This window comes from Methylophaga sp. OBS1 (assembly GCF_026319365.1).
On the sequence record NZ_JAPDMS010000007.1, the window covers coordinates 42,128 to 67,513 of the forward strand.

General features: G+C 51.4%; 21 protein-coding genes. 14 read left to right on the forward strand and 7 right to left on the reverse strand.

Features of this window, described 5'->3' with window-relative positions:
- The 8 genes from OMQ46_RS15900 (at position 1) to OMQ46_RS15935 (ending at position 8,539) form a co-directional block, all read left to right on the forward strand.
- Positions 1-2,067 carry a hypothetical protein gene (locus tag OMQ46_RS15900; RefSeq protein ID WP_266238474.1) on the forward strand — a complete coding sequence of 689 codons (2,067 nt, stop codon included), beginning with the start codon at positions 1-3 and terminating at the stop codon, positions 2,065-2,067.
- A gap of 14 nt (positions 2,068-2,081) precedes the next feature.
- A complete protein-coding gene (locus tag OMQ46_RS15905; protein WP_266238475.1) occupies positions 2,082-2,696 on the forward strand; it encodes a YdbL family protein in 615 nt (204 codons plus the stop codon).
- A gap of 91 nt (positions 2,697-2,787) precedes the next feature.
- Complete coding sequence (gene rlmD / locus OMQ46_RS15910) at positions 2,788-4,122, forward strand: 23S rRNA (uracil(1939)-C(5))-methyltransferase RlmD (RefSeq protein ID WP_266238476.1); 1,335 nt, start codon at positions 2,788-2,790, stop codon at positions 4,120-4,122.
- Positions 4,122-5,231, forward strand: coding sequence for a DNA alkylation repair protein (locus OMQ46_RS15915; RefSeq protein ID WP_266238477.1), 1,110 nt, complete (start codon positions 4,122-4,124; stop codon positions 5,229-5,231). The genes rlmD and OMQ46_RS15915 overlap by 1 nt, the downstream gene beginning before the upstream one ends.
- 672 nt (positions 5,232-5,903) lie before the next feature.
- The gene (lexA, locus tag OMQ46_RS15920) at positions 5,904-6,512 is read left to right on the forward strand and encodes a transcriptional repressor LexA (protein WP_266238478.1); all 609 of its coding nucleotides are present in this window, start codon (positions 5,904-5,906) and stop codon (positions 6,510-6,512) included.
- A 35-nt stretch (positions 6,513-6,547) separates the two neighbouring features.
- Positions 6,548-7,747: a DNA polymerase Y family protein gene (locus OMQ46_RS15925; RefSeq protein ID WP_266238479.1), complete on the forward strand. Its 1,200-nt coding sequence runs from the start codon at positions 6,548-6,550 to the stop codon at positions 7,745-7,747.
- A gap of 68 nt (positions 7,748-7,815) precedes the next feature.
- Positions 7,816-8,196, forward strand: coding sequence for a hypothetical protein (locus tag OMQ46_RS15930; protein ID WP_266238480.1), 381 nt, complete (start codon positions 7,816-7,818; stop codon positions 8,194-8,196).
- Entirely contained in the window at positions 8,189-8,539 is a 351-nt protein-coding gene (locus tag OMQ46_RS15935) for a helix-turn-helix domain-containing protein (protein WP_266238482.1), read from the forward strand. The genes OMQ46_RS15930 and OMQ46_RS15935 overlap by 8 nt, the downstream gene beginning before the upstream one ends.
- Positions 8,540-8,542: 3 nt before the next feature.
- On the opposite strand, the gene OMQ46_RS15940 is transcribed toward OMQ46_RS15935, so the two are convergent.
- The 6 genes from OMQ46_RS15940 to dmeF all read right to left on the reverse strand — a co-directional run bounded on the left by OMQ46_RS15940 (position 8,543) and on the right by dmeF (position 15,813).
- Positions 8,543-9,076 carry a diguanylate cyclase domain-containing protein gene (locus tag OMQ46_RS15940; RefSeq protein WP_266238483.1) on the reverse strand — a complete coding sequence of 178 codons (534 nt, stop codon included), beginning with the start codon at positions 9,074-9,076 and terminating at the stop codon, positions 8,543-8,545.
- Between the two features lie 67 nt (positions 9,077-9,143).
- Positions 9,144-9,998, reverse strand: a complete 855-nt coding sequence (gene galU, locus OMQ46_RS15945) for a UTP--glucose-1-phosphate uridylyltransferase GalU (RefSeq protein WP_266238484.1) — start codon at positions 9,996-9,998, stop codon at positions 9,144-9,146.
- 57 nt (positions 9,999-10,055) lie between these two features.
- The gene (locus OMQ46_RS15950) at positions 10,056-11,810 is read right to left on the reverse strand and encodes a sugar phosphorylase (protein WP_266238485.1); all 1,755 of its coding nucleotides are present in this window, start codon (positions 11,808-11,810) and stop codon (positions 10,056-10,058) included.
- Positions 11,811-11,823: 13 nt separating this feature from the next.
- The gene (locus OMQ46_RS15955; protein WP_266238486.1) at positions 11,824-13,047 is read right to left on the reverse strand and encodes a glycosyl transferase; all 1,224 of its coding nucleotides are present in this window, start codon (positions 13,045-13,047) and stop codon (positions 11,824-11,826) included.
- The gene (locus OMQ46_RS15960) at positions 13,040-14,800 is read right to left on the reverse strand and encodes an HAD-IIB family hydrolase (protein ID WP_266238487.1); all 1,761 of its coding nucleotides are present in this window, start codon (positions 14,798-14,800) and stop codon (positions 13,040-13,042) included. Before OMQ46_RS15960 ends, OMQ46_RS15955 begins: the two co-directional genes overlap by 8 nt.
- Before the next feature lie 83 nt (positions 14,801-14,883).
- The gene (gene dmeF, locus OMQ46_RS15965) at positions 14,884-15,813 is read right to left on the reverse strand and encodes a CDF family Co(II)/Ni(II) efflux transporter DmeF (RefSeq protein WP_266238488.1); all 930 of its coding nucleotides are present in this window, start codon (positions 15,811-15,813) and stop codon (positions 14,884-14,886) included.
- A gap of 500 nt (positions 15,814-16,313) precedes the next feature.
- On the opposite strand from dmeF, the gene OMQ46_RS15970 reads away from it, so the two are divergent.
- The 5 genes from OMQ46_RS15970 to OMQ46_RS15990 are packed head-to-tail and all read left to right on the forward strand — an operon-like array spanning position 16,314 to position 22,325.
- Complete coding sequence (locus OMQ46_RS15970; RefSeq protein ID WP_266238489.1) at positions 16,314-16,805, forward strand: formate dehydrogenase subunit gamma; 492 nt, start codon at positions 16,314-16,316, stop codon at positions 16,803-16,805.
- A complete protein-coding gene (locus OMQ46_RS15975; RefSeq protein ID WP_266238490.1) occupies positions 16,805-18,355 on the forward strand; it encodes a formate dehydrogenase beta subunit in 1,551 nt (516 codons plus the stop codon). The genes OMQ46_RS15970 and OMQ46_RS15975 overlap by 1 nt, the downstream gene beginning before the upstream one ends.
- On the forward strand, positions 18,352-21,213 hold the full coding sequence (gene fdhF, locus OMQ46_RS15980; RefSeq protein WP_266238491.1) for a formate dehydrogenase subunit alpha: 2,862 nt from the start codon (positions 18,352-18,354) through the stop codon (positions 21,211-21,213). Before OMQ46_RS15975 ends, fdhF begins: the two co-directional genes overlap by 4 nt.
- 14 nt (positions 21,214-21,227) lie before the next feature.
- Entirely contained in the window at positions 21,228-22,058 is an 831-nt protein-coding gene (gene fdhD / locus OMQ46_RS15985) for a formate dehydrogenase accessory sulfurtransferase FdhD (RefSeq protein ID WP_266238493.1), read from the forward strand.
- A 12-nt stretch (positions 22,059-22,070) separates the two neighbouring features.
- Positions 22,071-22,325, forward strand: a complete 255-nt coding sequence (locus OMQ46_RS15990; RefSeq protein ID WP_266238494.1) for a formate dehydrogenase subunit delta — start codon at positions 22,071-22,073, stop codon at positions 22,323-22,325.
- A 279-nt stretch (positions 22,326-22,604) separates the two neighbouring features.
- On the opposite strand, the gene OMQ46_RS15995 is transcribed toward OMQ46_RS15990, so the two are convergent.
- On the reverse strand, positions 22,605-22,988 hold the full coding sequence (locus OMQ46_RS15995; RefSeq protein WP_266238495.1) for an acyl-CoA thioesterase: 384 nt from the start codon (positions 22,986-22,988) through the stop codon (positions 22,605-22,607).
- Positions 22,989-23,193: 205 nt separating this feature from the next.
- Here OMQ46_RS15995 and OMQ46_RS16000 point away from each other — a divergent pair, with 205 nt between their 5' ends.
- On the forward strand, positions 23,194-24,945 hold the full coding sequence (locus tag OMQ46_RS16000) for a pyrroloquinoline quinone-dependent dehydrogenase (protein WP_266238496.1): 1,752 nt from the start codon (positions 23,194-23,196) through the stop codon (positions 24,943-24,945).
- Positions 24,946-25,386 lie beyond the last annotated feature (441 nt).

Below are 25,386 nucleotides of genomic sequence, written 5' to 3' on the forward strand. Positions count from 1 at the left end.
ATGCGCTGGCGTCTGGTATGGACAGCCTTGTTCTCTTGCCTGTTAAGCTGGCATGTACCTGTCTCTGCCATTGACACGCTCCATTTGCAGGCGGAGCAATGGGCTCTGGATAACACCACAGCGAAACAGTTTGATCTTTCTGTCGATTTGACTGAACAGGGGCTGCAACTCAAAGCCAGTGCTGAAACACTGGATTTGCCGCCACCTTTTGGTCAGCTGCAGCAGTTACAACTACGCTGTGAATCATTGCAGTTGCATGCCGGGCAGTGGCAGTGTGAATCCGGTGCTGCCTCTTTCAATCACCCACAACTGGGTAAGCAGGATTTCCGTTTCAGTATCAAAGCCGTTTCTGAAAATCAGGATTACCAGCTGAGCATCAGCGGTCTACAACTGGCTGAATCACAGATTGATTTAGATGCTGATATCACCGACTCAGGCTGGACAGTGGCGATTTCCGCTGAGGGCCTTGCCCTTACGGCACTTTCTGAGTGGTTGCCACTTGTTCTTAGCCCATCGCAACAGGCTGCACTGGCAAACTGGGATTATCAGGGGCGAATTCGTCTTGATGGTCGTGTGACGGGAAAAGGCGATCAACTGGAGGATTTGTCACTGGACTGGCAGGCGGCAGACTTGAGCTTGAGTAATACTGACGGCAGTCAGGTCGTGGAAAATGCCATCATAAAAGGGCATAGCAGTGCGCAGCTTCAGCAGGGGCAATGGCAATGGAAAATGACACTGGCGAGCCACACAGGACAGGCTTACAGTGAGCCAATTTTTCTGGATTTTGGTAATACGCCGTTGTCGCTGTCAGCGAGAGGCTGGACAGACCGTGATTTTAAAACACTGACCATTGATCAGGCTCAACTCGAGCAGGAACAGGTGTTAAAGGCACAGGCTAAATTGCGTTGGCAGAATCAGCAGTTAGCATCGTTGCATATTAAGACCGGACCTGCCGATTTAGCCAGGTTTTATCCCATTTGGCTACAACCCTTTGTTGCCGGCACAGCAGCGGCGAAACTGGAAACCAACGGCGCGCTGAGTATGAGCTTTGACTGGCAGCAGTTAGACTATGAGCTCAGGCTTGATTTTACTGACGCGATGCTCAGGGACAAAGAAGGCCGCTATGAACTGCAACAGCTGAATGGCCAGTTGGGCTGGAGTCAGACTGAAACACAGTTGGACACCCGTTTAGCCTGGCATTCAGCCAAGCTGTTTGAGATTGAATTGGGCGCGGCAGCGATTGAAGCGAACAGTGCCAACAGCCAGCTAGTACTGGAGAAATCCTTGAGGCTGCCGGTTCTGGATGGTGCCCTTGAGATCAGCGGTTTCAGTCTTGATAACCAGTCCGATCAGTTGCAGTGGCAATTTGAAGGCTTGCTGACGCCGATTTCGATGCAAGCGTTAACTTCGGCACTGGACTGGCCTCCGTTGGAAGGTAAGCTGTCGGGCGTGATTCCGACTGTCACCTATCAGAAGGAAGAGCTGAAGATTGACGGCGCCCTGCAGATTAAGGTGTTTGACGGCACGACGGTGATTCGGGATTTACGTATGACGACACCTTTTGGCAGGCTGCCGCAACTCTATGCCAATGTCGATATACGTAATCTGGACCTGGCATTGCTGACCAATGCCTTTGACTTTGGCCGTATCAGCGGCAGAATCGAGGGGCATGTCCATCACCTTCGCTTATCCAATTGGGAGCCGGTTCAATTTGATGCCCGACTGGCTACGCCCGAAGACAACCCGGGCAAGCGTCGTATCAGTCAGAGAGCGGTTGATAATCTGACCGAACTGGGGGGCGGACCTACCGGCATGGTGTCACGCAGTTTCCTGGGCTTTTTCGATGATTTTTCCTATCAGAAGTTGGGCCTGAGCTGTGAATTACAGAACGAAGTCTGTGAAATGGCGGGTATCGAAGAAGCAGAACAAGGCTATTATATTGTCAAAGGCGGAGGTGGACTGCCGCCCTGGATTAATGTGATGGGTTACAACCGCCGTGTAGACTGGTCGGAACTGATTGCACGGTTACTTGCTGTGCGGGAAAGTCCCGGTCCGGTGATTGAATAAAAGGAGAGCGAACCATGAAGTTATTGAAATGGCTGACAGGCACGGTATCAGGGCTGATGCTGGTGTCATGTGTCACTATCAACATCTATTTTCCGGCTGCGGCCGCAGAGAAAGCCGCCGATCGGATTATCGAAGATGTCTGGGGACCGGGAACACGGCCGGGCGAAGGGGAGAGTAGCAATACTGAGCCGGAGCAGGAGCCGACATCCGCCATTGGAACCGGGCATGGCACAGTTGCCATCAGCGTCCTCAACTGGTTGATCTCTCCCGCGGCGGCACAGGCCGATATCAATATTAATTCGCCCGCGATTAATGAGCTGAAAAAAGATATGAAACAGCGACATGAACAGCTGGAACCTTTCTATAACAGTGGCGGTATTGGCCTGACTGAGGATGGGCTTATCACCATACGTGATGCCAAAGCCATACCGCTTAAGGATCGTAACCGGGTGAATGCGCTGGTAGCGGATGAAAATAAAGATCGCAAATCACTCTATGCTGAAATAGCCCGAGCCAATGGCCATCCCGAATGGCAGGACGATATCCGTCAGACCTTTTCCAAGCGCTGGATTAGCAATGCCGCGAAAGGCTGGTGGTTTCAACAGGGTGGCAGTTGGAAACAAAAATAACAGCCTGTTTCCTTTATAATATTCCTTATCTGGTCCAGTGATACGGCAACGTGTCACTGGACTTTTTAGTTTCAGTGTAAAAGAGAGCAAGATGGCAAAACGCAGGCGGAGGCAGAAGCTGCCCCAGGAGCCGGTGACGGCAACAATCGAGTCCTTATCTCATGATGGACGCGGCATAGCCCGTATTGATGGTAAAACGGTCTTTGTGGATGGGGCACTGGCTGGTGAGCAGGTGGATTTCCAGTATGCCCGTCTGCATAAAAGCTATGATGAAGCCAGAACGCTGACAGTGCACAATGCCTCGCCTTTAAGGGTGGAGCCGAAATGTCAGCATTTCGGTGTCTGCGGCGGTTGCAGCCTGATGCATATGGCGCCGGAAGCGCAGCTTGAGCATAAACAGGCGACATTGGCCGAACATTTTGCTCACTTCGGTAACTTAACGCCCAAAACCTGGCTGGCGCCATTAACCGGGCCGCTCTGGGGCTATCGTCGTAAAGCCCGGCTCGGTGTCAAATATGTCACCAAGAAGGAGCAGGTGCTGGTCGGTTTCCGGGAAAAAGCCTCGCCATTTGTTGCCCAGCTTCAACAATGTGAAGTGCTGGACCCACGTGTTGGTCTGCGTCTGGCAGAGTTGGGCGAGATGATTGCAGGACTTGAGGCTTACAATCGTATCGCCCAGATTGAAGTCGCCATGGATGATGAACATGTGGCGCTGGTATTCCGTAATCTGGATCCGTTATCCGATGCCGATAAACAAGCCTTGATTGCCTACGGTCAGGCGCAGAATCTCTGGGTTTACCAGCAACCGGGTGGACCGGATACCGTATCCCCGCTGTGGCCGGATAATCCGCAGCTGTCTTACGCGCCTGAGCCCGGCCTCACACTGAATTTTGATCCCAGTGACTTTACCCAGGTCAATGCCGGTATCAATCACAAAATGATTCAACGGGCGCTGGATTTACTCGATATTCAACCCGAAGACCGCATTCTGGACTTGTTCTGTGGTCTGGGTAACTTCACATTGCCATTAGCACGCCGTGTGTCGGAAGTGGTCGGTGTTGAGGGCGATGCCGCGCTGGTCGGCCATGCCCGCCGTAATGCAGAGCTCAACCAATTGGCGAATGCCGAGTTTGAACTGGCGGACCTGACTCAGACTGAATTAAAAGACTATCCATGGGCAGCCAAAGGCTTTAACAAAATTCTGTTGGATCCGCCGCGCAGCGGTGCCTTTGAAGTGCTGCATCAACTGGCCGATCTGGGCGCTGAAAAACTGGTTTATGTATCCTGCAATCCGGCCACTCTGGCGCGTGATGCCGGTGAGTTGGTGAACCGGCATGGTTACACGATGGAAGCAGCGGGCGTGATGGATATGTTCCCGCACACCAGCCACGTTGAATCGATCGCGGTGTTTACTAAACAAGGCTGATGGCTGAACAGACGGCACTGAAAGCACAACTGGGGCCGGTTGCCGTTGAGCAACTGGCCCAAGTGCTTCAGTCAGTGTATCCGGACTTTGATCAGCAGGGCTTTATCAGTCAGGCTAATCACCAGCTTGAAGTTCTGGAACTGAAAGACCGCGTCAGACACTTGATTGCCGCATTGGCAGTCCATCTTCCCGAAGGCTTCTGTGAAACGGCGCGGATCCTTGAGCGGGTGGCCGAAGCCTGGCCCGAGTCACCGCAGGGACAGTGGAGCAGCTTCACCGCCTGGCCGCTGATTGATTATGTCAGTGTGTATGGGCTGAATTATCCGCAGCGGGCCTTTGTCCTGCTGGAAAAGCTGACGCCGCTGTTCACCGCAGAGTTTGCCATCCGGCCTTTTCTGGACCGACATTTCGAGTTGACGCATCAGCAGTTACGCCGCTGGACCGAACACGATAATGAGCATGTCCGGCGACTGGCGTCGGAAGGCATTCGTCCACGCTTGCCCTGGGCGCAACAGTTGCCGATTTTACGTCGGGATCCAACGCCAATCTGGCCGATTCTGGAAGCCTTAAAAACCGATCCCAGTCTCTATGTTCGCCGTTCGGTGGCAAACAATCTTAACGATATCAGTAAAGATCATCCGGAGGCGGTGATGGCACGCTGCCGGGAGTGGCAGCAATTAGAGAACAAAAAGACTGACTGGCTGATAAACCATGGTCTGCGAACTTTGGTGAAAAGTGGCCGGGCCGAAGTATATCCATTGCTCGGTTTTAGTGATAAGCCCAGCATCTCAGCCATTCAGTTGCACTTAAGCAAAGCAGAGATAAAACTCGGCGATTCTATTCGATTCACGCTCACATTGACGACGCAGGAATCTGAAAGATTAGTGGTTGATTACCGGATTGGTTACCAGCGTGCAGACGGTCGTCCGGGCTGGAAAGTTTTTAAATGGAAAAATATTAAGACACAGGGCAGAGAGTCCCTAACCCTAACAAAAAGCCAGGCATTTAAACCTCTTTCAACACGCAGTTATTATCCCGGGGAGCACCTGGTCGAATGTCTGGTGAACGGCCAGGTGGCAGCCCGGGCAAAATTTGAATTATCGCTCTGACAGCTTATGACATGACCAGGCCGTAGGCGACCAGCAGAAGAAATGCCACTGACAGAATGCAGATAAATTCGGCGAAGTGTTCACTGAAGAATTCTTCCAGTTTGTCCATAATGCACCTCCTATTTGGGTGGTTTGTCGATAAAACACGCTTAAGATGATTATCGAATGAGTCCCGGTGGTGAGCATTGATTTGGATCAATTATTAACGGCTTAATCCTTAATAATGAAACTACGCCCATAAAAAAAGCCAGTCAAGTGACTGGCTTTTTCATCGCTTCAAACAGGCGAATCAGGCGTTGTATAGGCCGAAAGCGACCAGACCCAACCAGAAAGCAGTGAAGCTAAGAATAATGTGGGGGAATTTTTCCACCAGCAGTTTATCGATTTTTTTCAACATGCTCTTGTCTCGTAGTTCATCAAGTTAAACAATTATTAATATTATTATCCGGGCAAAGATAGCAGCTCTTTTCCCGGAAAGCCAGCTCAAATTTCATCCTGTCGAGCCTGCTGCCGGCGCTAAACTCACTGATATCAATGGATTTTAGCTGAAAAGCCAGCATTCACGGTTTTCATCCGCTATTCAGCATTCATTGATAGAAAAAAACGCTTGCTGTATCAGTCTATGTTCTCTATATTTTCTCTTCTCATTATTTTCTCTTAAAGGAAGAGATCATGCTGACTGAACGTGAACAAGATACGCTGGAATTTATTCGTGCTTACATCGCTGAACAGGGACGTTCACCGCTGGTCTCGGAGATCGCTGAAGGACTGGGGCTACGCTCGCAGGGCACCACACATCGTTATATTCAGGCATTGGTTGATGCCGGTCTGCTGGAACGCCATGTGGGCCGCACCCGGGGCCTGCGGCTGACTGAACAGGCAGAGTGGCCGGAAACCGGGCCATTGACACTGCCGGTGATGGGTAAAATTGCAGCAGGCCGCCTGATTGAGGCGATTGCTGATGAATCGGAAATTGATTTGGGCGATATGTTTACCGGTAAAGGCCGCTTTGTGCTCAAGGTCAATGGCGATTCGATGATCGACAAAGCGATTATGTCCGGTGATTATGTTGTGGTGCAGTCACAATCCACTGCCCGTCACGGTGATATCGTCGTCGCCCTAGTCGATGGTTTTGATGCCACGTTGAAGACCCTGCTGCTCAATGACGACGGCAGTATTACCCTGATGCCCGCCAATGTGAACTACGAACCGGTAACCCTGCCGGCCTCGCGGGTCCGTATTCAGGGCGTCGTGGTCGGACAGCTTCGTACTTATCCCTGAGTATGAGTTCAGATGAGACTCTCTACTGGTCCAGGATGATCGCACTGGTTGATATGGACTGTTTTTTTGCCCAGATAGAACAAAGGGATAATCCCGACTGGGGGGAAAAACCGGTTGCTGTCACCAATGGAGAGCTGGGATCGACCATTATTACTTCATCCTACCAGGCACGGGCCTTTGGCATTCATACCGGTATGCGACTGAAACAGGCTCGGCTGCTTTGCCCGGCATTGATCCAAGCCCCATCGAGACCGTATCGTTATGCGGCTATATCAAGTCGGATTATGGAAGCACTGGTTGATATTACCCCGGATATTGAAGTATTCAGTGTTGATGAGGCATTTCTTGATTTGACGCGTTGTCAGCAGCTTTATCGGGGGGCCGACGACATTGGCGAGCGTATTCGGAAAAAAGTGCTCAGCGCTTCCGGTCTGACCTGCAGTGTCGGCATCAGTGGCGACAAAACAACCGCCAAGTTTGCTGCTAAACGAGACAAACCGGATGGGCTGAGCATCATTCATCCGGCACAGGCTGAACAGGTGCTATCAACAGAACTGGTCACCGCACTGAGTGGTATTAACAAGGGAATCGGTAGCTTTCTTGAGCGTTACGGCGTTGTTTACTGTGGTGATATGAAGCGCATGCCGATGAGTTTGCTGGCTAAACGCTTTGGTAATCTTGGCAGGCGGATCTGGCTAATGGCTCAGGGGCGTGACCCAGAGCCGCTGATGTGTAACGTTAAACCGCCGAAAACGATTGGTCATGGCAAGGTGTTGCCACCACAAACTCGATCACAAAGCATTGTGCTTACTTATTTTCAGCATATGTCGGAAAAAGTAGCGGCCAGAATGCGTTGTTTTAATTATCAAGCTGAATGCTTTTTTATTGGGATAAAAACGCAGCAAGGCTGGCTTAAGACCAAGGCCCATACAGGTTTTTATACGGATGATGGCAGAACCATTTACCAGCTTTGTCGACGTTTCCTGTTTTATTACTGGCAAGGACAAGGGGTCTGGCAGGTACAGGTCACAGCTTTGTCACCCCGCCAGGGGCGACAACTCGACTTGTTCAGCGAAGAGGACCTGCAACGGTCTCAATTGAATGCAGCGGTTGACAGCGTCAATCAGCGTTACGGTGAATTGACGCTGGGACCGGCGCGTTTACTGGAAAAATCTAAAATGCCCAATGTGATTGCGCCAGCATGGAAACCTGCGGGGCATCGAAAAACAATCTAGTCCGCATAGGATGAATGACGGTTGAGGAAGACGTGATAACCAATTAAAATATCACCAGGTGATACTTCATGGATAGAAGTGTGCCATATCATAAGGGCTTGGAAAGCTTACTGGAACTTGATGGCTGGACGATACAGCAGGCGGGTGGTTACTGGGTGAAGTTTGAAATCAGCATGGTGGAACCCGGTCCACATATTCCACACGGGATAAAGTACTGCCTGAGTTTGCATGATAAGTACAACCAGCGAGTGATGGGAGTTGATGATGCCCATTTGCCAAAACAGAAACACAAAAAATTCAGTGGCAGAATTCGCCATTACGATCATCAGCACACCGATATTGATTGCCGAGGTGTTCCTTACAGCTTTTCAGCACCGGAGCAACTCCTGATCGATTTCTGGTGCCCAGTAGATGACTATCTGAAACAAAAAGGGGTCATAGATGAGTAGAATTCGAATTGGCATTATGCCCCAGGATAAAATCCGGGAAATGACGATAGCGATTGCCAAGGGAGAGATAAAACCTAAACGGTCAATGCCAAGGATATGGTTTCCCTCGATGAAAGCGGTTAGTGAAGTACTAAGCGATAACAACCGTGAACTGCTTAGGGTCATCGCGGAAAGAAAGCCGGAATCAATTAAAGCGCTGGCAGAAATGACTGGAAGAAAGCCGAATAATGTTTCGCGCACACTAGAGACTATGCGCCAATACGGTCTTGTCGAGGTAAAACGGGTGCGGCGACACGTCAAGCCGATTGCCAAGGGTACGGAATTCTTGATCGAAGCGAGCTAGAGATTATTTCAGTACGCGGCTGTGCAGGCGGGTTTGGGAGCAGTTGCCACCAGCCTGCTTGGCCTGATCCACATGATGCTGAACGGTGGCCAGCATATCCAGAATACCGTAGCAGTCATTCTCAACCGGGGCATAAGTGCTGTGACCAATGCTGACTGTGGCATAACGGCCGGTGGGTGAATGGGGATGAAATATTTCCAACCTGGAGACGGTTTTGTGCAGTTTCGTGGCCATCTGAGTACTCTGACGATAACTCATATGTGAGCTGATGGCCATGATCTGTTTACGGTTAAAGCGGGCAATAAAATCGGTTTCACGATGGAACTGTCCGCGGATAGCGGTGAGTATTTTTTCAAAACAAGCGGTTTTACTTTCCATCTGTGAAAAGCGATCGACATCAATGATAAACATGGAAACTGGAAAGTCTTCAGCGACTGCCTGACGCCAGTGAGAGATTAACTGCTCAAGCAGGTGAGTCTGGTCCGTTAATGTATCGTTGAAAGACTTGGGATCCGCGTTCTTTTCAGTACTACCCACAGGTTTTGTCCAGTTTATTGCCGCGTCAGACGGATCATATCAGGATCGGTCTGACGCGGAAGCCTTACTATGCCTGTTTATGATCCCGCTGATAGTAGTAATTGGTGGCTTCGACAAAGCCATCAATGCTGCCGCAGTCAAAACGCTGGCCCTTGAATTTGAGTGCCAGCACGCGTTTTTCCTGAGCCATGGTCTTGATAGCGTCGGTAATTTGCACTTCACCATTGGTACCGGGCGGCGTGGTGCGGATATAGTCAAAAATGTCCGGAGTCAGTACATAACGACCGATGATACCCAGGTTGCTGGGGGCATCCTGTGGCTTGGGCTTTTCCACCATGTCATCCACTTCATAGACACCGTCCTCGATCTCACGACCTGAAATCACCCCGTAGCTGCTGATGTTATCGCCTGGTACTTCTTCAATGGCGATGACACTGCAGTTATATCGCTCATAGAGCTCGACTAACTGTCCCAACGCGCGTTTTTCTTCAGTGCCTTCAGGACGAGCGCAGAGGTCATCAGCCAGGATGACGGCAAAAGGTTCATTACCGATAATCGGTTCACCGGTCAGGATGGCATGACCCAGACCAAGCATGGCGCGCTGGCGCACAAAGATGAAGTCACAGCTGTCCATGACTTCACGGATATCTTCCAGGTATTTTTCCTTGCTGGTGCCTCGGATTTCCTGTTCCAGCTCATAGCTGGTATCAAAATGGTCGGCAATCGCACGTTTACCGCGACCAGTAATAAAACCGGCCTCACTGACGCCGGCTTCGACGGCTTCTTCCACACCATACTGAATCAGCGGTTTGTTGACGATGGGAAGCATTTCCTTGGGCATGGCCTTGGTGGCCGGCAGGAAGCGGGTGCCGTAACCCGCCACGGGAAACAGACATTTGCGGATAGGTTTCACTTCAGACATGCAAATTCCTCTTTAGGCAAACTGTAACGGAATAGTGTGAATGTAACATGACAGCCATCAGCCGTTTGTGATCCACAGCACCTGGTAGGGCGCGACTGTAAAGGTTTCCGTCTTTTCATCAAAAATGTGACCACTGATAAGATCCCACCAGCGATCAGTCACGATTAAATTCAGTTCAGCAATACGCAATGGCTGCGGGGTATCACTGATATTAAAAATACAGAAAATACTCTGACGTCTGTCCATGCTCTGACGCCAGAAGCCAAACAACTGTTCCCCCATATGCAATGTAAACTGTGTGGCGTTGGGGTGGAAAGCGCGCTGCTGCTGGCGCAGATGCACCAGCTTTTTCAGCAGCCCGGAAACGCGGGCGTGTTGTGAGGCTGGATCGGCGAGTTCAGCAGTGAGTCTATCGTAATCCCATTCATGGCGGTTAATGCCCCGGTTTTGGCCGGTGTGTGCCAGCTTCTCCAAATCATTGCCGGTGGCCAGCAGACTATGAATATAAATACCGGGAATCCCTTCTAGAGACAGCATAATGGCATGGGCACAGATAAAACGGTCAATCTGCCACTCATCCTTGCCTTTGGTGGTGCCCTGTAAGGCATCAAACAGGGAAATATTGATTTCGTAGGGCTTTTTAACCCCGTTGTCACCGGCGCGCCAGGAAATCTGGCCGCCGAACTGTTGCATCGTGCTGATCAGTGAGGCGATCTCGCCATCCGACAGCAGGCCCTCAGCCGGTCGCAGGCCGATTCCATCATGTGAGGCAATAAAATTAAAGTAGGCGGTGCCGTTCTGTGCCGGCGGCATGCTCATCAGCCATTGCTTGAGATAGAAGCAGTTGCCGGTGACCATGGTGTTAACTAGCAGAGGCGGAAGCGAGAAGTTATAAATGCAGTGCGCCTCGTTTGCATTACCGAAGTAGCTCAGGTTCTCACGGTTGGGGATATTGGTTTCGGTAATAATCACGGCATCCGGCTGGGCATGCTGAATCAGGCTGCGCATCAATCGCACGACTTCATGGGTTTCCGGCAGATTCAGGCAGTTAGTGCCCGGTTTTTTCCATAAAAATGCAACGGCATCAAGGCGGAAAATGCGAATGCCCTTATCAAGGTAAAAACGAACTATCTGAATGAATTCTTTCAGTACTTGCGGGTTACGAAAATCAAAGTCCACCTGCGTGTGACTGAAAGTGCACCAAACATATTTTATGCCGTCGTGGGTCTCGGTCTCGCGCAGTAATGGGCTGGTGCGGGGCCGTACCACCTGACTGATCGGTGTGTCAGCCGCAGTTGTGTAAAAATAATCATGGCCGGGGCCATCGCCCTTGATAAAATTTTTGAACCATTCGCCACTGCTGGAACCATGGTTGATGACCAGATCGGCCATCAGCCGGTAATCACTGGCAATTTTTTCAATATCGTCCCAGTCCCCCAGTGCTTTATTGACCGCGTAATAGTCCATCACCGCAAAGCCGTCGTCAGAGCAGTATGGAAAAAAGGGCAGGATGTGCACCCCGTTGATATAGCCTTTCACCTCATCATTGAGAAAGCGATAGAGCGTTTTGAGCGGGGCTTCAGCTTGACGCTGGACGCTGTTGCCATAGGTGATCAGGACGATATCGCCCTGATCCCAGTTGTTTTTGTGCGGTAGTGAGTCAAAAAACGTCTGGTCGAGCCACATTAATTTGATAATGTCATCGCCGAGATCGCTCAGCGATATGTCGGGCAGGCCGTCCTGATAAATGGCCTGCAGGTGATAATGTACGGTTTCATGCAGCTGTTTGAGCTGCTCGTCGGTCACAGTCATCAAGCGATAATCCTCAGGCAGAAAATTCCTGGTAATCGGCTTCGACAGCTTCATAGAGGCGGTCGAAGATATCAGGCAATGCACTCTGTACTCGACTCCAGCTCGGGGTAAATGGCGTCTCCATTGGGTTTTCGAGAAACATCTGGCCCGCATCCATAATGTTTTTGGCAAACATTTCCACCGACTCTTCTTCCTGATGAATATCAAAATTAAGGCCATTCATCACCGCATCATTGCGGTAGGTTTCGACGAAATCCAGTGCAATACGATAGTAAGTGGCTTTCAAACTGCGGAAGGCTTCCGGTGAGAATACCACCCCTTTGGTGGCCAGCTTGCGGAATAATGACTTGGCGATATCAATTGACATTTTCGACAGGCCGCCGCGCTGATCATCGAGTGACAAGTCCTGGTGCTTGTGGTCATAGGCATCTGCTACATCCACCTGGCACAGGCGGTTATTGGCATAGTTTCGGTGCATCTCCGACAGCACGCCGATTTCCAGACCCCAGTCACTGGGAATACGGATGTCGGTTAATACATCACGGCGGAAAGAGAACTCACCTGCCAGTGGATAGCGAAAACTGTCCATATATTCCAGGTAAGGGTGCGAACCAATCACTGATTTCAGAGCGCGGATCAGCGGCGTCACCAGCAGGCGGTTAACGCGGCCATTGAGTTTGCCGCCGGCAACACGGGCGTAATAGCCTTTACAAAATTCGTAGTTGAACTGTGGGTTGGCAACCGGATAAATCAACCTGGCCAGCAACTCACTGGTGTAAGTGACGATGTCACAGTCATGCAGTGCCACCGATTCGGCCTTACCCGAAGCCAGAATATACCCCATGCAATACCAGACGTTTCGGCCTTTACCCAGTTCTTTTGGCGCCAGCCCCAGTGACTGCAGTTCGGCGTCAATCGCCTTAAGACGCGGCCCATCATTCCAGAGAATGCGGTGGTGTTGCGGCAAATCAGAGAAAAACTGAATGGCATGGCGGTATTGCTGTTCATCAGCCCGATCAAGCCCGATGACGATTTCTGACAGATAAGGGACGTTTATCAGTTGCTGTACGATATTGGGCAGCGCTTCACCTTCCAACTCAGAAAACAGTGAAGGTAACAGCAGTCCCATCGGCCGTTGTTTACTGAATTGCAACAGGTCGCTTTCCAGATCAGCGATGTGGCGGTGGGTCAGGTTATGTAGTGTGGTAATAATCCCATTCTGGTAAAAATCAGCCATGATTGCCTCGGGGTAAAGTAGATGAATCGGGATGCAGCGTTGCATCGATAATTTGGTTGACACCATCAGCCCAGCCTTTAGGCCCGGTGTGAGTAGAAACAACAAGGTTGTCAGTGCGTTCAAGCGTCGGTAGTGGGTGCACCGGTGAGCGAATCAGCAGGCCATGATCGGCTGTTTCCAGCATGGCCTTGTCATTGTCGCTGTCGCCGATAGCCAGCGATATCATTTCTGTGTCAGGGCTTGCAGCCTGATAAACCTGCTCCAGCCATTTCAGGGCCCGGCCTTTATTGCAGTCACCGGAGACATGCATAAAGCGTCCGCCCTCCAGCACATGCGCACCGGCCTGCTGCAGGTCGGCGATAAACTCGTGTTTGAGATTGCCATTACCCTGCCAGGCTATGGGTTCGCCATATTGTCGCCGGGCAGCACGGGCAGCAGCGTGAACATTGAGACCGGTCATGGCGATAATGCCGTCGATACCTGCATCGGCAAAGGTTTTAAATTCTCCCGGATACTGTGGCCGCAGACTATTAATCATAGACTGCCAGCAGGAGCGTGGTGCCACGAATTCCTTCACCCAATAGCCGTCTTTTTCGATGGTGTCGGCAGGTTGCTGGGCAAAATAGCCTTTGGGGATAAACACGGCAGCGCCGTTTTCAACAATAAAAGGGTGGAGGTTATGCAGACTGTCACGCAAGAGTTCGACTTCAGCCTGTGTTTTGCTGGTTACCGGGATAACCGGAATATGATGGATTTCAAGTGCTTCCAGGGTGGGAATAGCTTCATCGAAATGATAGTTGTGATGATCGAGCAGACTGCCGTCCATATCGGTAAAGATCAGCCATTGCTTTTGTGTCATAGGCGACAGTCTCGGCGGTTTTGATGTCAATTTAATGATTTGCCGGTTGGTATCGAGTTCAAACAGGTAATGGACCCGCTCAGGCAGCGATTTCAAGGTGTTTTGGGTGATGCGCTGATAAAACTTGATAAAGCGGGCTATCTGATCTGCATCCATGATGTGATGTGTGTGGTGACTGAGATCGCGCAATTTGTTTTCCTGTTCCAGTCGCCAGTCGAAAACACACTGGAAATCCGGCGCCTTGAGCATGATCCAAACATCAACTAATTCGAACAGTTTGGGGTAGAACAGAGCGAGCTGTTTGTTGACATAGTGCCGCCAGGTAGCGTCTTTGTCTTCACTGGCCTCCAGATCATTGACTGGCTCTGTCAGCGCTGCCTCGCTCTCTGCCACTGCACCCAGACACCAGCCTTCCAACACAATCACATCGACCGGTTCGTTAATACATTCTGCGAACTCTGGCGGATAGCGGTCATCGATGGCTTTATTAAAGCGCGGAATTAACACCGGGAAATGGCCATGCAGAAGATCACTTAGGGTTTTCCTGGCCAGTGGAATGTCATGGGTGCCGGGGACCCCCCGGGTGGCCAGCAAGGGATGTATACCCTGTGCGAGGCGTTGTCTTTCTGCCTGGGTAAAGTAAAAGTCATCCAGTGACAGCGACAGCGCGCGAAGTTGATGCTGTTCTTGCAGTAGATGCACCAGGCAGGCAGCCAGTGTGCTTTTGCCCGAGCCCTGTGCACCATTGATACCGACGATAATCGGTCGTTTTGCACTTTCTTGGTGCGTTTTTATGGCTTCAGCCAGCGGCGCAAACCATTCCTTGATCTGTTGCTGATAGTCCGCCGGCAGGCGGTGCTGTTGTAAAAAGCCGCTGATATTGATGTTCAGCATATCCGTGTCTCTTGTTCTTCGTTAAACGATTAACAGGGCCAACGCAATATTCGTACCGCTGTGTCAGAAAATAGCTGAACGGCTTATTTCGGGTGGTTGCAATGCGTATCCTCACATTGATGCACTTCAATAGTGATGTGCGATAAACGATCAAAATCCGCCAGCAGCGTTTTGTAATACGAGGTAGGTTGCGGTTGTGAGGTCACGATACTGATGATTGCAGCATAATGATGCGGGCTGATATGCCAGATATGAAAATCAGCAATGCGGTTATCTGCGTCCTGTTCAATATGTGCCTTTATCGCCTTGCGATAATCTTCATCAATGCTGCCATCGAGAAGAATGGGGCTGGTTTCACGAATCAGTCCCACGGCCCAGGCCGTAATAATCACGGCGCCGACAATGCCCATCACCGGATCCAGCCAGGTCAGCCCGGCCAGTTTGGCGGCTATCAGGGCAACGATAGCGAGCACCGATGTTAGGGCATCAGCGAGCACATGTAGATAAGCTGCTTTGAGGTTGTGATCATGATGCTGTTCATGTTCACCGTGACTATGATGGTGATCCTTTAACAGTACTGCGCTCACCAGATTAACGGCGAGGCCCAGAAAGGCGACTGCGATCGCGGCATTCAACTGAATAGCATGAGGATTGACCAGTCTTTCCAATGACTCCAATGCCATCAGCACGGCGACTACGCCAAGTGCAATAGCACTGGTGAATCCGCCCAGAACGCTGACCTTGCCTGTGCCGAAAGCAAAAGCCGGATTTTTGGCGTGTTTGTTGGCGTAGTGATAGGCGAACAGGGTAATCAGGAAAGCGGCAACGTGGGTGGCCATGTGCCAGCCATCTGCCAACAATGCCATGGAGCCGAAAGCCAGACCAGCCACAATTTCAGCCAGCATGGTCACTGCGGTCAGCAGCAATACATACCGGGTGCGTTTTTCACCCTGTTTATTGACGATGACAAAATCATGGTCCTGTTGCCAGCGTTCAACGGTGTGTTGGTGCATGAAATCCTCGTTGATAAACAGATGACTGTCTTATGCTAACAGAGTCTTCAGGCACCGAGCGCACAAGCAAAAAAAAGGGGTGAACATCAGTTCACCCCAAGGCTCAGCACGTAGACAAGAGAGAAATTACAAACAACATGCAGCTGAAAAAATTGTTTGTACTGGATTATTTGCATTAGCTGTGCCAAAAAATATAGTACTTATAATTCAATGAGATAGGTTTTTTCTAAAAAGATGATAGCTGTTTATTGCACATTCCAGGTGCAGTTGGGGGCTTTCCTGCACTATCTTAAACCGCTGCTGATTTAGCTTGATTGATAGCTACTTAAACACTCAAAAACGCGACAATAATCGACCCGGGCGATAAGGCTGAATCTCCATTTAAATATGATCCAAATATCATATTTTTATCTAGATGTCTCTATGCTAATGTCCAGATAAAAATCATAAAAACAACATTAATTATGCATGAAAATGCATATATCGGATGGAGAGAGACAATGAGTTCAGCCAAAGAGTGGACAACGCAGTCCATTCAACAGATTATCGATAAACTTAAGCATAAACCCGGTGCGATGCTGCCTATCCTGCATGCGATTCAGGATGAAGTCGGTTATATCCCGGACAAGGCGGTCAGTCAGATCGCCGAGTCATTATTGCAGACCCGTGCCGAAGTCCACGGTGTGATCAGTTTTTATCATCATTTCCGCACCACGCCGCCGGGGCAGCACACTATCGAAATCTGTCGGGCTGAAGCCTGTCAGGCGATGGGCTGCCGCGCGCTTGAGCAACACGCTAAAAATACACTGGGCATCGATTATCATCAGACTACGGCTGATCGCAGCTTTTCACTGGAAGCGGTTTACTGTCTGGGTAACTGCGCCACCGCCCCTTCGATTCGTATCGATGATGAGATTCACGGCAGGGTCAGCCTCGATAAATTTGATGCGCTTGTCGCCGAGCATCAGAAAGAGATGAAGGAGGCCGGCTGATGAGCACCCGAATTTTTGTGCCCTGTGATACTACTGCGCTCTCTTTAGGCGCAGATAAAGTGGCCGAAGCGATTCAGTTGGAAGCTGAAAAGCGTAATATCAGCGTTGAAGTTATCCGCAACGGCTCTCGGGGCATGCTTTGGCTGGAGCCGCTGGTCGAGGTTGAGACTAACAAGGGCCGGGTAGGTTATGCGGCTGTTGAGCCTCAACAGGTATCAGCGTTGTTTGATGCCGGGTTTACCAGTGGCAGCCAGCAAGATCAGCATTGTATTGGCCTGGTTGAAGAACTGCCTTATCTGAAAAAACAACAGAGACTGACCTTTGCCCGTGCCGGCATCACTGATCCGGTGTCACTGATTGATTATGAAGCCCATGATGGTTATCAGGGACTGAAAAATGCGCTTAATCTCGAGCCACAGCAGATTGTTGATGAGGTTAAAACCTCCGGTCTGCGTGGTCGGGGTGGTGCCGCATTTCCGACCGGCATCAAATGGCAGACCGTGCTCGATACGCCATCAGCGCAGAAATATATCGTTTGTAACGCCGATGAAGGCGACTCCGGGACGTTTGCCGATCGTTTGGTCATGGAATGCGATCCTTTCATGCTGATTGAGGGCATGACCATCGCTGGCCTCGCTGTGCACGCCACGCAGGGCTATATCTATCTGCGCTCGGAATATCCAGTCGCTCATAAATTGCTTAATGAGGCCATTGATAAGGCCTATGAAGCGGGTTATCTCGGTGCCGATATTCTGGGCTCCGGTAAGCAGTTTGATCTGGAAGTTCGCCTTGGTGCCGGCGCTTATATCTGTGGCGAAGAAACCTCACTGCTGGACAGCCTGGAAGGCAAGCGTGGTTTAGTCAGAGCCAAGCCGCCGCTACCGGCGATTATTGGTCTGTTCGGTAAACCGACCGTTGTTAATAACGTGCTATCACTGGCAGCCATTCCTTTCATTCTGGATAAAGGCGGTCAGGCTTATGCTGACTACGGCATGGGCCGCTCCCGCGGTACCCTGCCTTTGCAACTGGCTGGTAATGTTAAGCAGGGCGGACTGGTAGAACTGGCTTTTGGTATCACCCTGCGTGAACTGATGGAGGACTTCGGTGGTGGCACCCTGACCGAAAGACCACTGAAAGCCGTGCAGGTGGGAGGACCGTTGGGCGCCTATATGCCTGCCAGTCAGTGGGACACACCGGTCGATTATGAGGAATTCTCTGCTGTCGGTGCGGTCCTCGGCCACGGCGGTGTGGTCATGTTCGATGACACCGTCAATATGGGCGAACAGGCCCGTTTCTCAATGGAGTTCTGCAAAGTCGAGTCCTGCGGTAAATGTACCCCGTGCCGGATCGGCTCCACCCGCGGCGTGGAGGTAATTGACCGCATCCGTGCCGGCAACAATGCCGATAACAACTGGACGTTGCTGGAAGATCTCTGTGAAACCATGATTGATGGTTCCTTGTGCGCCATGGGCGGCATGACCCCGTTTCCGGTGCAAAGCGTGATGAAATATTTCCCCGATGAGCTGAGAGCTCAAGGAGAGACAGTATGAGAGTAGAAAGATTCAACCCTGATAAAGACTACGGGACACCGGCGCGTTTATCGGAAACGCTGGTCTCAGTACAGATAGATGGTATCGAAATTACGGTACCTGAAGGCACGTCGGTGATGCGTGCAGCGGCACTCGCGGATATCAATATCCCCAAGCTCTGTGCCACCGACAGTCTGGAATCTTTCGGTTCCTGCCGTCTGTGTGCGGTGCAGATTGAGGGGCACCGGGGTTATCCGGCTTCCTGTACCACCACCGTTTACGATGGCATGAAAGTGACCACTCAGAACCAAAAACTGGGCAAATTGCGACGTAACGTGATGGAGCTTTATATCTCCGACCATCCGCTGGACTGTCTGACTTGTCCGGCCAATGGCAACTGCGAACTGCAGGATATGGCCGGCGATGTCGGTCTGCGGGAAGTGCGCTACGGCTACAGTGGCGAAAATCATCTGGATAGTGAAAAAGACGAGTCCAATCCGTATTTCAGTTTCGATCCGAGCAAATGTATTGTCTGCTCACGCTGCGTGCGTGCCTGTGAGGAAACACAGGGCACATTTGCCCTGACCATTGACGGCCGGGGCTTTGACTCCAAGGTCGCTGCCGGACAGAACCAGGACTTTATGGATTCCGAATGTGTTTCCTGCGGCGCCTGTGTTCAGGCCTGCCCAACCTCGACGTTGATGGAAAAGAGCATCATCGACATGGGCCAGCCTGAACACAGTGTGGTCACGACCTGTGCCTACTGCGGTGTGGGCTGCTCGTTCAAAGCCGAAATGAAAGGCGATAAAGTGGTGCGCATGGTGCCGTACAAAGGTGGTGATGCCAATCATGGTCACTCCTGCGTTAAAGGCCGTTTTGCCTTCGGCTACGCGACCCATAAGGATCGTATCAAATCGCCGATGATTCGTAATGCCATCAATGAGCCCTGGCAGGAGGTGAGTTGGGACGAAGCTTATGCCTTTGCTGCCGAGAAATTGAAAGGCATTCAGGCCAAATACGGCCGTGACAGTGTCGGCGGTATTACCTCGTCACGCTGCACCAACGAAGAAGCCTATCTGGTGCAGAAGCTGGTGCGTACGGCTTTTGGTAACAACAACACCGATACCTGCGCCCGGGTCTGTCACTCGCCAACCGGCTATGGCCTGAAAGTCACCATGGGCGAGTCAGCCGGTACCCAGAACTTTGATTCGGTGATGAAATCCGATGTGATCATGGTGATTGGGGCTAATCCAACTGATGCCCACCCGGTATTCGGCTCGATGATGCGTCGCCGTCTGCGTGAGGGCGCACAGCTGATCGTGGCTGATCCGCGCCATATCGATCTGTTGAAAACACCGCACCTGAAAAATGCACAGCACCTGGCGCTGAAACCAGGTACCAATGTAGCGTTGATCAACGCCATGGCTCATGTGGTAGTGACAGAAGGGCTGGAAGACAAAGCCTTTGTTGATAAACGCTGTGATAAGGATAGTTACAACGCCTGGCGTGAGTTTATTAAGCAGGATCGTCATTCACCGGAAGCTGTGGAAGCGGTGACCGGTGTTCCTGCTGCTGCGGTACGTGAAGCGGCGCTGACCTATGCCAACGCCGAAAACGGTTCCATTTACTATGGCCTGGGTGTTACCGAACACAGCCAGGGCTCGACCATGGTGATGGGCATTGCCAACCTTGCGATGGCGACCGGTAACATCGGCCGCGAAGGCGTCGGTGTGAATCCGTTGCGTGGGCAGAACAATGTGCAGGGTTCCTGCGATATGGGTTCCTTCCCGCATGAACTGCCGGGTTATCAGCATGTCTCCAATGCCGAAGCCCGCGCCCATTTCGAAAAAGTCTGGGGCGTGCCGATTGATGATGAACCGGGGCTGCGGATTCCCAATATGTTTGACTCAGCCATTGCCGGTACTTTCAAAGCTCTCTACGTGCAGGGTGAAGATATCGCCCAGTCGGATCCGGGCACACAGCATGTGGAAACAGCACTGCGCTCATTGGAATGTCTGATTGTGCAGGACCTGTTCCTGAACGAAACGGCCAAGTTCGCCCATGTCTTGCTGCCAGGGTCCTCTTTCCTGGAGAAAAACGGCACCTTCACCAATGCTGAACGCCGTATTAACCGGGTGCGCAAGGTGATGCCTGCTGTGGCGGGTAAGGAAGACTGGGAAATCACGATGGATTTGTCCAATGCACTGGGTTACCCAATGCACTATAATCATCCTTCGGAAATTATGGATGAAATCGCCAGCCTGACGCCGACCTTTACCGGTGTCAATTATCAGCGTCTGGATGAACTCGGCAGTATCCAATGGCCCTGTAATGAAGAAAACCCGGTCGGTATGCCCACCATGCACGTGGATGACTTCCCGATTGGCAAGGGTCGTTTCAGTGTCACCGAGTATGTGGCGACCGATGAACGAACTAACAGTCGATTCCCGCTGTTGCTGACCACCGGTAGGATTCTGTCGCAGTATAATGTCGGGGCGCAGACACGCCGAACCGACAACCAGGTCTGGCATGATGAGGACCGACTGGATCTACATCCGCATGATGCAGAAGTCCGCGGTATCAAAGAAGATGACTGGGTAGGCATTACCAGCCGTGCCGGTCAAACTGTACTGCGGGCCAGGATTACGGATAAAGTGTTGCCAGGTGTTGTCTATACCACTTTCCATCATCCAGGCAGTGGGGCCAATGTCATCACTACCGACAGCTCGGACTGGGCGACTAACTGTCCTGAATACAAGGTCACCGCGGTGCAGGTCGAGCGTGTCAGCCAGCCCTCGGAGTGGCAGCAGAACTTCAAATCATTTGAGGAATTGCAGCTCAAACTGTTGCACGGTGATGAGCACAAAACACACGTATAAACAGGTATCAATAGATGCAGATTAAAGACGAAAACGCCATCAATCTCGCAGTTGCGGTTCATGAAGATGAACGTGCGACTCGCTGGACGCACGACGATATTGCCGTCGAAGTGCCGGTGGCGCTGGTCTATAACTACATCTCGCATGCGGTGATGATGGCCACGCCCAATGATTTACAGGATTTCGCCCTGGGTTTCAGCCTTACCGAAGACATTATTGCTGACGCCGAGGAAGTCAGTCATATCCATGTGCAATCCGGCAAAAACGGCATCACTGTGCGGCTTCAGATCAGCGATGAGCGCTTTGAAGCCCTGCGTGAACGCCGCCGGAATATGGTGGGCCGAACCGGCTGCGGGTTGTGTGGCGTGGAAAGTCTGAAACAGGCCATCAGATCCATTGAGCCGGTTCAAAGTGTCGCGGTCAGCGATGAAGCCATTCAGAAAGCCCTGTCCGAAGTGAATCAGCACCAGCCATTACAGCAGGCAACAGGGGCAACCCATGCCGCGGCATGGTGCGATCTTGATGGAAATATTCTTTTGGTCAGGGAAGATGTCGGTCGTCATAACGCTCTGGACAAACTGATTGGTGCCTTTACCAAAACTGACTATGCGCGAGATGACGGCTTTGTTCTGGTGACCAGCCGCGCCAGTTATGAAATGGTTCAGAAAAGCGCCAGTGCCGGTTTCGGTTGCCTGGTGGCCGTTTCAGCACCAACGTCACTGGCTGTGGAACAGGCGCAGGAAGTCGGTATGAAGCTGGTGGGGTTTGCCCGCGATGGCCGCCATATTGTTTATCACGATCCAGATAGTCAGGATCAACATGAGAAAGCCCGCCGGGCAGTCTGAGGAATTACCGGAATGAGTCACAACCAATTGGATACCCTGATCCGCATGATCAATCAGATCGCGGCGAATAATGGTGCTTATCCTGATGAGGAGGCTGCCGAGCGTGTAGCTAGCCATATCCAACGCTTCTGGGCTCGAAGTATGAAAACAATGATTATCGAATATCGACAGTCTGATGGTGAAGCGCTGAGTCCCATCGCCAGTGAGGCGGTTAATATTCTGGATCGCGCGGCAGCTGAAAAACAGCAGGCGGCAACAAGCGCTTGAACCCAGCAATACGGTTGGCAAGAAGCGAACCAATGAGTTCGTCCTTTGCGTTCAGGGTGACTGACCTTTTCCCTCTTCGGTATAAGCAGGGGAGGCTGTTTTTGAACTGGTCCAGAATCAGGAGACTGGTTGAAACCGGCTGTGAGCAGGAACTAAAGCCAGTTGCTTGAACCGAGAGTCAGGACGGTTAACCCGGTTGATATCGTCCTGACAAAATCAGTACTAATACACTGTATTGTTTTCGACTTTCAACGCGTAGCTATATTTTAATGACATGACTTAGTCGATGGGCGTCGGTTGCCGGGCGTCATTGATATGAACATACACAATTTCTGCTTTGGCCACGGGCAGGATGATTTCTTCACCGGCCTGTCTGCGTTCTACATACACATCAATACTGATGCTGACCGAACTGGTGCCGACACTGATAACATCGGCATAAATACTAACAATATCACTGACGAGCACCGGAGCGATAAAACGGAAATCTTTGACCGCCACGGTAACTACACGCCCTGATGCGCGTCGGCTGGCGACAATGCCACCGGCAATATCGCACTGTGACATCAGCCAACCACCGAAAATATCACCGGCTATATTGACGTCATTGGGCCGTGCCATAATTCTGAGAATCGCATGTTCATCTGGCAACTTGTGACTCATTCAAACTCCTTATCGTGGATGTGCCCATATCTGCAGGTCAGACTCATTAGGACCATGTTATTCTAGTTGGAAAAATATAATAAGCACCAAAAATGCAGCAGTCAGGCAGTGACGCTCAGTGACTGGAAAATTTGCGTTGGCTTGGTGATAATCAGCCTGAACTGTTGTCCTGTTCAGGAAAGCAATAACTTTTGAGAGGAAAACAATGCGGATAAGGCAGATTCTGGGGGCTTTGACCTGCGCCGTGCTGATCCCGGCCTGTTCGGTGGAAACAGAGGTAGAGTGGCCATTATTTGGGGGTAACGAGCTACACCAGCGCCACAGTCCGCTAACCCAGATTAACCCTGACAACGTTGCAGAACTTGAACCAGCCTGGGAGTTTAACAGTGGTATTGAAGCCACCTTCCAGGCGACCCCCATTGTTAAAAACGGTGTCATGTATGTCTCCCTGCCTTTTAATGATGTGGTTGCTCTGGATGCAACCAGTGGAGAGCGTTTGTGGCGTTACCAGCATGACTGGGATGAAACCCGCAAAATGTGCTGTGGTCCAGCCAATCGTGGTGTGGCTGTATCTCAGGGCCGTGTATTTATGGGCACAGTGGATGGACGTCTGATTGCGCTGGATGCACGAACCGGCAACAAACTCTGGGATCAGGATGTCACCAAGGGCAAGAGTGGCATTCGTGAAGATGTCTCTCTTCTCGAGGGCGATACCGAGGGTGAAGTTTCCGGGACCTCTGGTGCAGGCCTCAACATGGCGCCCATGGTGTACAAAGGCAAAGTTATTATAGGTATCACCGGTGTCGGCTATGGCCTGCACCTGGATTCACCGGATCCGAATGCGCCTCTGGGCGCCGTGGTGGGAATTGCCGGTAAATACGGCCGCCGTGGTTTTATGGCAGCTTATGATGCTGAAACCGGTGAACAGCAGTGGCAATTCGATACCATTCCGGAGCAGGGCTGGGAAGGGGACTTTGTTCAGGCCACGCCGGATGGTGAAAAACTGCCCAGAGATATCGAATCCGAAAAAGCCAGTGCTGATCAATATGCCGATGCCTGGCGTTATGGTGGTGGCTCCGCCTGGAGTACACCGGCCATCGACCATGAGACTGATACCCTGTACTTCGGGACCGGCAATCCATCGCCACAGATGGAAGGGTCATCTCGACCCGGTGATAATCTGTATACATCCTCTCTGGTCGCTTTGGATGCGACCACCGGTGAACTGAAATGGTATTTCCAGCAGGTACCGCATGATATGTGGGGTTATGATGTCGCCAGTCCACCAGTGTTGTTTGATGTGCAACGTGATGGTCAGTCGATTCCGGCTGTCGGTCAGGCTGGCAAAACCGGCTGGTTTTATGTGCTGAACCGCCATAGCGGCGAACTCATATTCAAAAGTGAAGCCTACGTGCCTCAGCAGAACATGTTCCAGTCTCCGTCCAGAGAGGGGACTGTGATTTATCCTGGCGTGCTGGGTGGCTCTAACTGGTCCCCGGTATCGCTGGATCCTGAACGCCGTCTGGTGTTTATTGCCGGTATTCACTGGCCGGTCACCTACAGCCTGCACCAATTGGAGGGCAAAGATGGGGAAGCCGGTGTGCAATATTCTTCCATGTCACCCGTCAACACCGATGAGCGTTATGGTTTGCTCAGTGCTATCGATATTGATACCGGAGAACTGGTCTGGCAGCATAAAACACCCGAACCGTTGTTGGGCGGCGTGCTCAGCACCGCCAGCGGACTGGTTTTCAGTGGTGAAGGTAACGGCCAATTGTTTGCGCTGAATGCTGAAACCGGTGAAAAACTATGGTCCGGAGCCACAGAAGCTGGCGTGAATGCGCCCCCTATCAGTTATCAGATTGGTGGCAAGCAGTATATTGCGGCTGTAGCTGGTGGAAACAAACTGTTCGGTTTTAAAGGGGGCGATGCCCTGAAAGTATGGGCTTTGCCCTAAGCCTCCCTTTATCAGGGCATTATCGCTGCCAGACTACTGATTGAAAGATAGCGGTAGTGGCAGGCAATGACTTTTCGGTCTGAGCCTGGATTTCTGCTAAACGCAGGGTGGTTTCTCTGGATGTCGGGTTTTCCCTCCCGCTGGCTTTTGCTTGCGCTGAAAAGGGCTAACGCTTGTCAACGAAGCGATGGGGGCAGTCAAAAGCTGTTCGGTGTCGGACTGATGTTTTGATAGTCATCAGCCTGCTGATACTATCAATGCTGCCCCGCCATGAAGATCAATACTGCCGGACTGATCGCGTCAGTTAAGACCAGCCGTTTATATCCACATGCGCGCTCGCATGATCAGACAAGCGGCAACACCAAAGCTGACGCCTGATGCGAAAGCAAAGACGTTTTCCAATGCGAACGGAATAGAGAAACCTGTTCCCAGGTAAATGAA

Bases quoted from the DNA above. Each gene is read 5' to 3' on its own strand.
- OMQ46_RS15900 (WP_266238474.1), top strand. From the start codon at position 1: ATGCGCTGGCGTCTGGTATGGACAGCCTTGTTCTCTTGCCTGTTAAGC.
- OMQ46_RS15905 (WP_266238475.1), top strand. From the start codon at position 2,082: ATGAAGTTATTGAAATGGCTGACAGGCACGGTATCAGGGCTGATGCTG.
- rlmD (WP_266238476.1), top strand. From the start codon at position 2,788: ATGGCAAAACGCAGGCGGAGGCAGAAGCTGCCCCAGGAGCCGGTGACG.
- OMQ46_RS15915 (WP_266238477.1), top strand. From the start codon at position 4,122: ATGGCTGAACAGACGGCACTGAAAGCACAACTGGGGCCGGTTGCCGTT.
- lexA (WP_266238478.1), top strand. From the start codon at position 5,904: ATGCTGACTGAACGTGAACAAGATACGCTGGAATTTATTCGTGCTTAC.
- OMQ46_RS15925 (WP_266238479.1), top strand. From the start codon at position 6,548: ATGATCGCACTGGTTGATATGGACTGTTTTTTTGCCCAGATAGAACAA.
- OMQ46_RS15930 (WP_266238480.1), top strand. From the start codon at position 7,816: ATGGATAGAAGTGTGCCATATCATAAGGGCTTGGAAAGCTTACTGGAA.
- OMQ46_RS15935 (WP_266238482.1), top strand. From the start codon at position 8,189: ATGAGTAGAATTCGAATTGGCATTATGCCCCAGGATAAAATCCGGGAA.
- galU (WP_266238484.1), bottom strand. From the start codon at position 9,998: ATGTCTGAAGTGAAACCTATCCGCAAATGTCTGTTTCCCGTGGCGGGT.
- OMQ46_RS15950 (WP_266238485.1), bottom strand. From the start codon at position 11,810: ATGACTGTGACCGACGAGCAGCTCAAACAGCTGCATGAAACCGTACAT.
- OMQ46_RS15955 (WP_266238486.1), bottom strand. From the start codon at position 13,047: ATGGCTGATTTTTACCAGAATGGGATTATTACCACACTACATAACCTG.
- OMQ46_RS15960 (WP_266238487.1), bottom strand. From the start codon at position 14,800: ATGCTGAACATCAATATCAGCGGCTTTTTACAACAGCACCGCCTGCCG.
- dmeF (WP_266238488.1), bottom strand. From the start codon at position 15,813: ATGCACCAACACACCGTTGAACGCTGGCAACAGGACCATGATTTTGTC.
- OMQ46_RS15970 (WP_266238489.1), top strand. From the start codon at position 16,314: ATGAGTTCAGCCAAAGAGTGGACAACGCAGTCCATTCAACAGATTATC.
- OMQ46_RS15975 (WP_266238490.1), top strand. From the start codon at position 16,805: ATGAGCACCCGAATTTTTGTGCCCTGTGATACTACTGCGCTCTCTTTA.
- fdhF (WP_266238491.1), top strand. From the start codon at position 18,352: ATGAGAGTAGAAAGATTCAACCCTGATAAAGACTACGGGACACCGGCG.
- fdhD (WP_266238493.1), top strand. From the start codon at position 21,228: ATGCAGATTAAAGACGAAAACGCCATCAATCTCGCAGTTGCGGTTCAT.
- OMQ46_RS15990 (WP_266238494.1), top strand. From the start codon at position 22,071: ATGAGTCACAACCAATTGGATACCCTGATCCGCATGATCAATCAGATC.
- OMQ46_RS15995 (WP_266238495.1), bottom strand. From the start codon at position 22,988: ATGAGTCACAAGTTGCCAGATGAACATGCGATTCTCAGAATTATGGCA.
- OMQ46_RS16000 (WP_266238496.1), top strand. From the start codon at position 23,194: ATGCGGATAAGGCAGATTCTGGGGGCTTTGACCTGCGCCGTGCTGATC.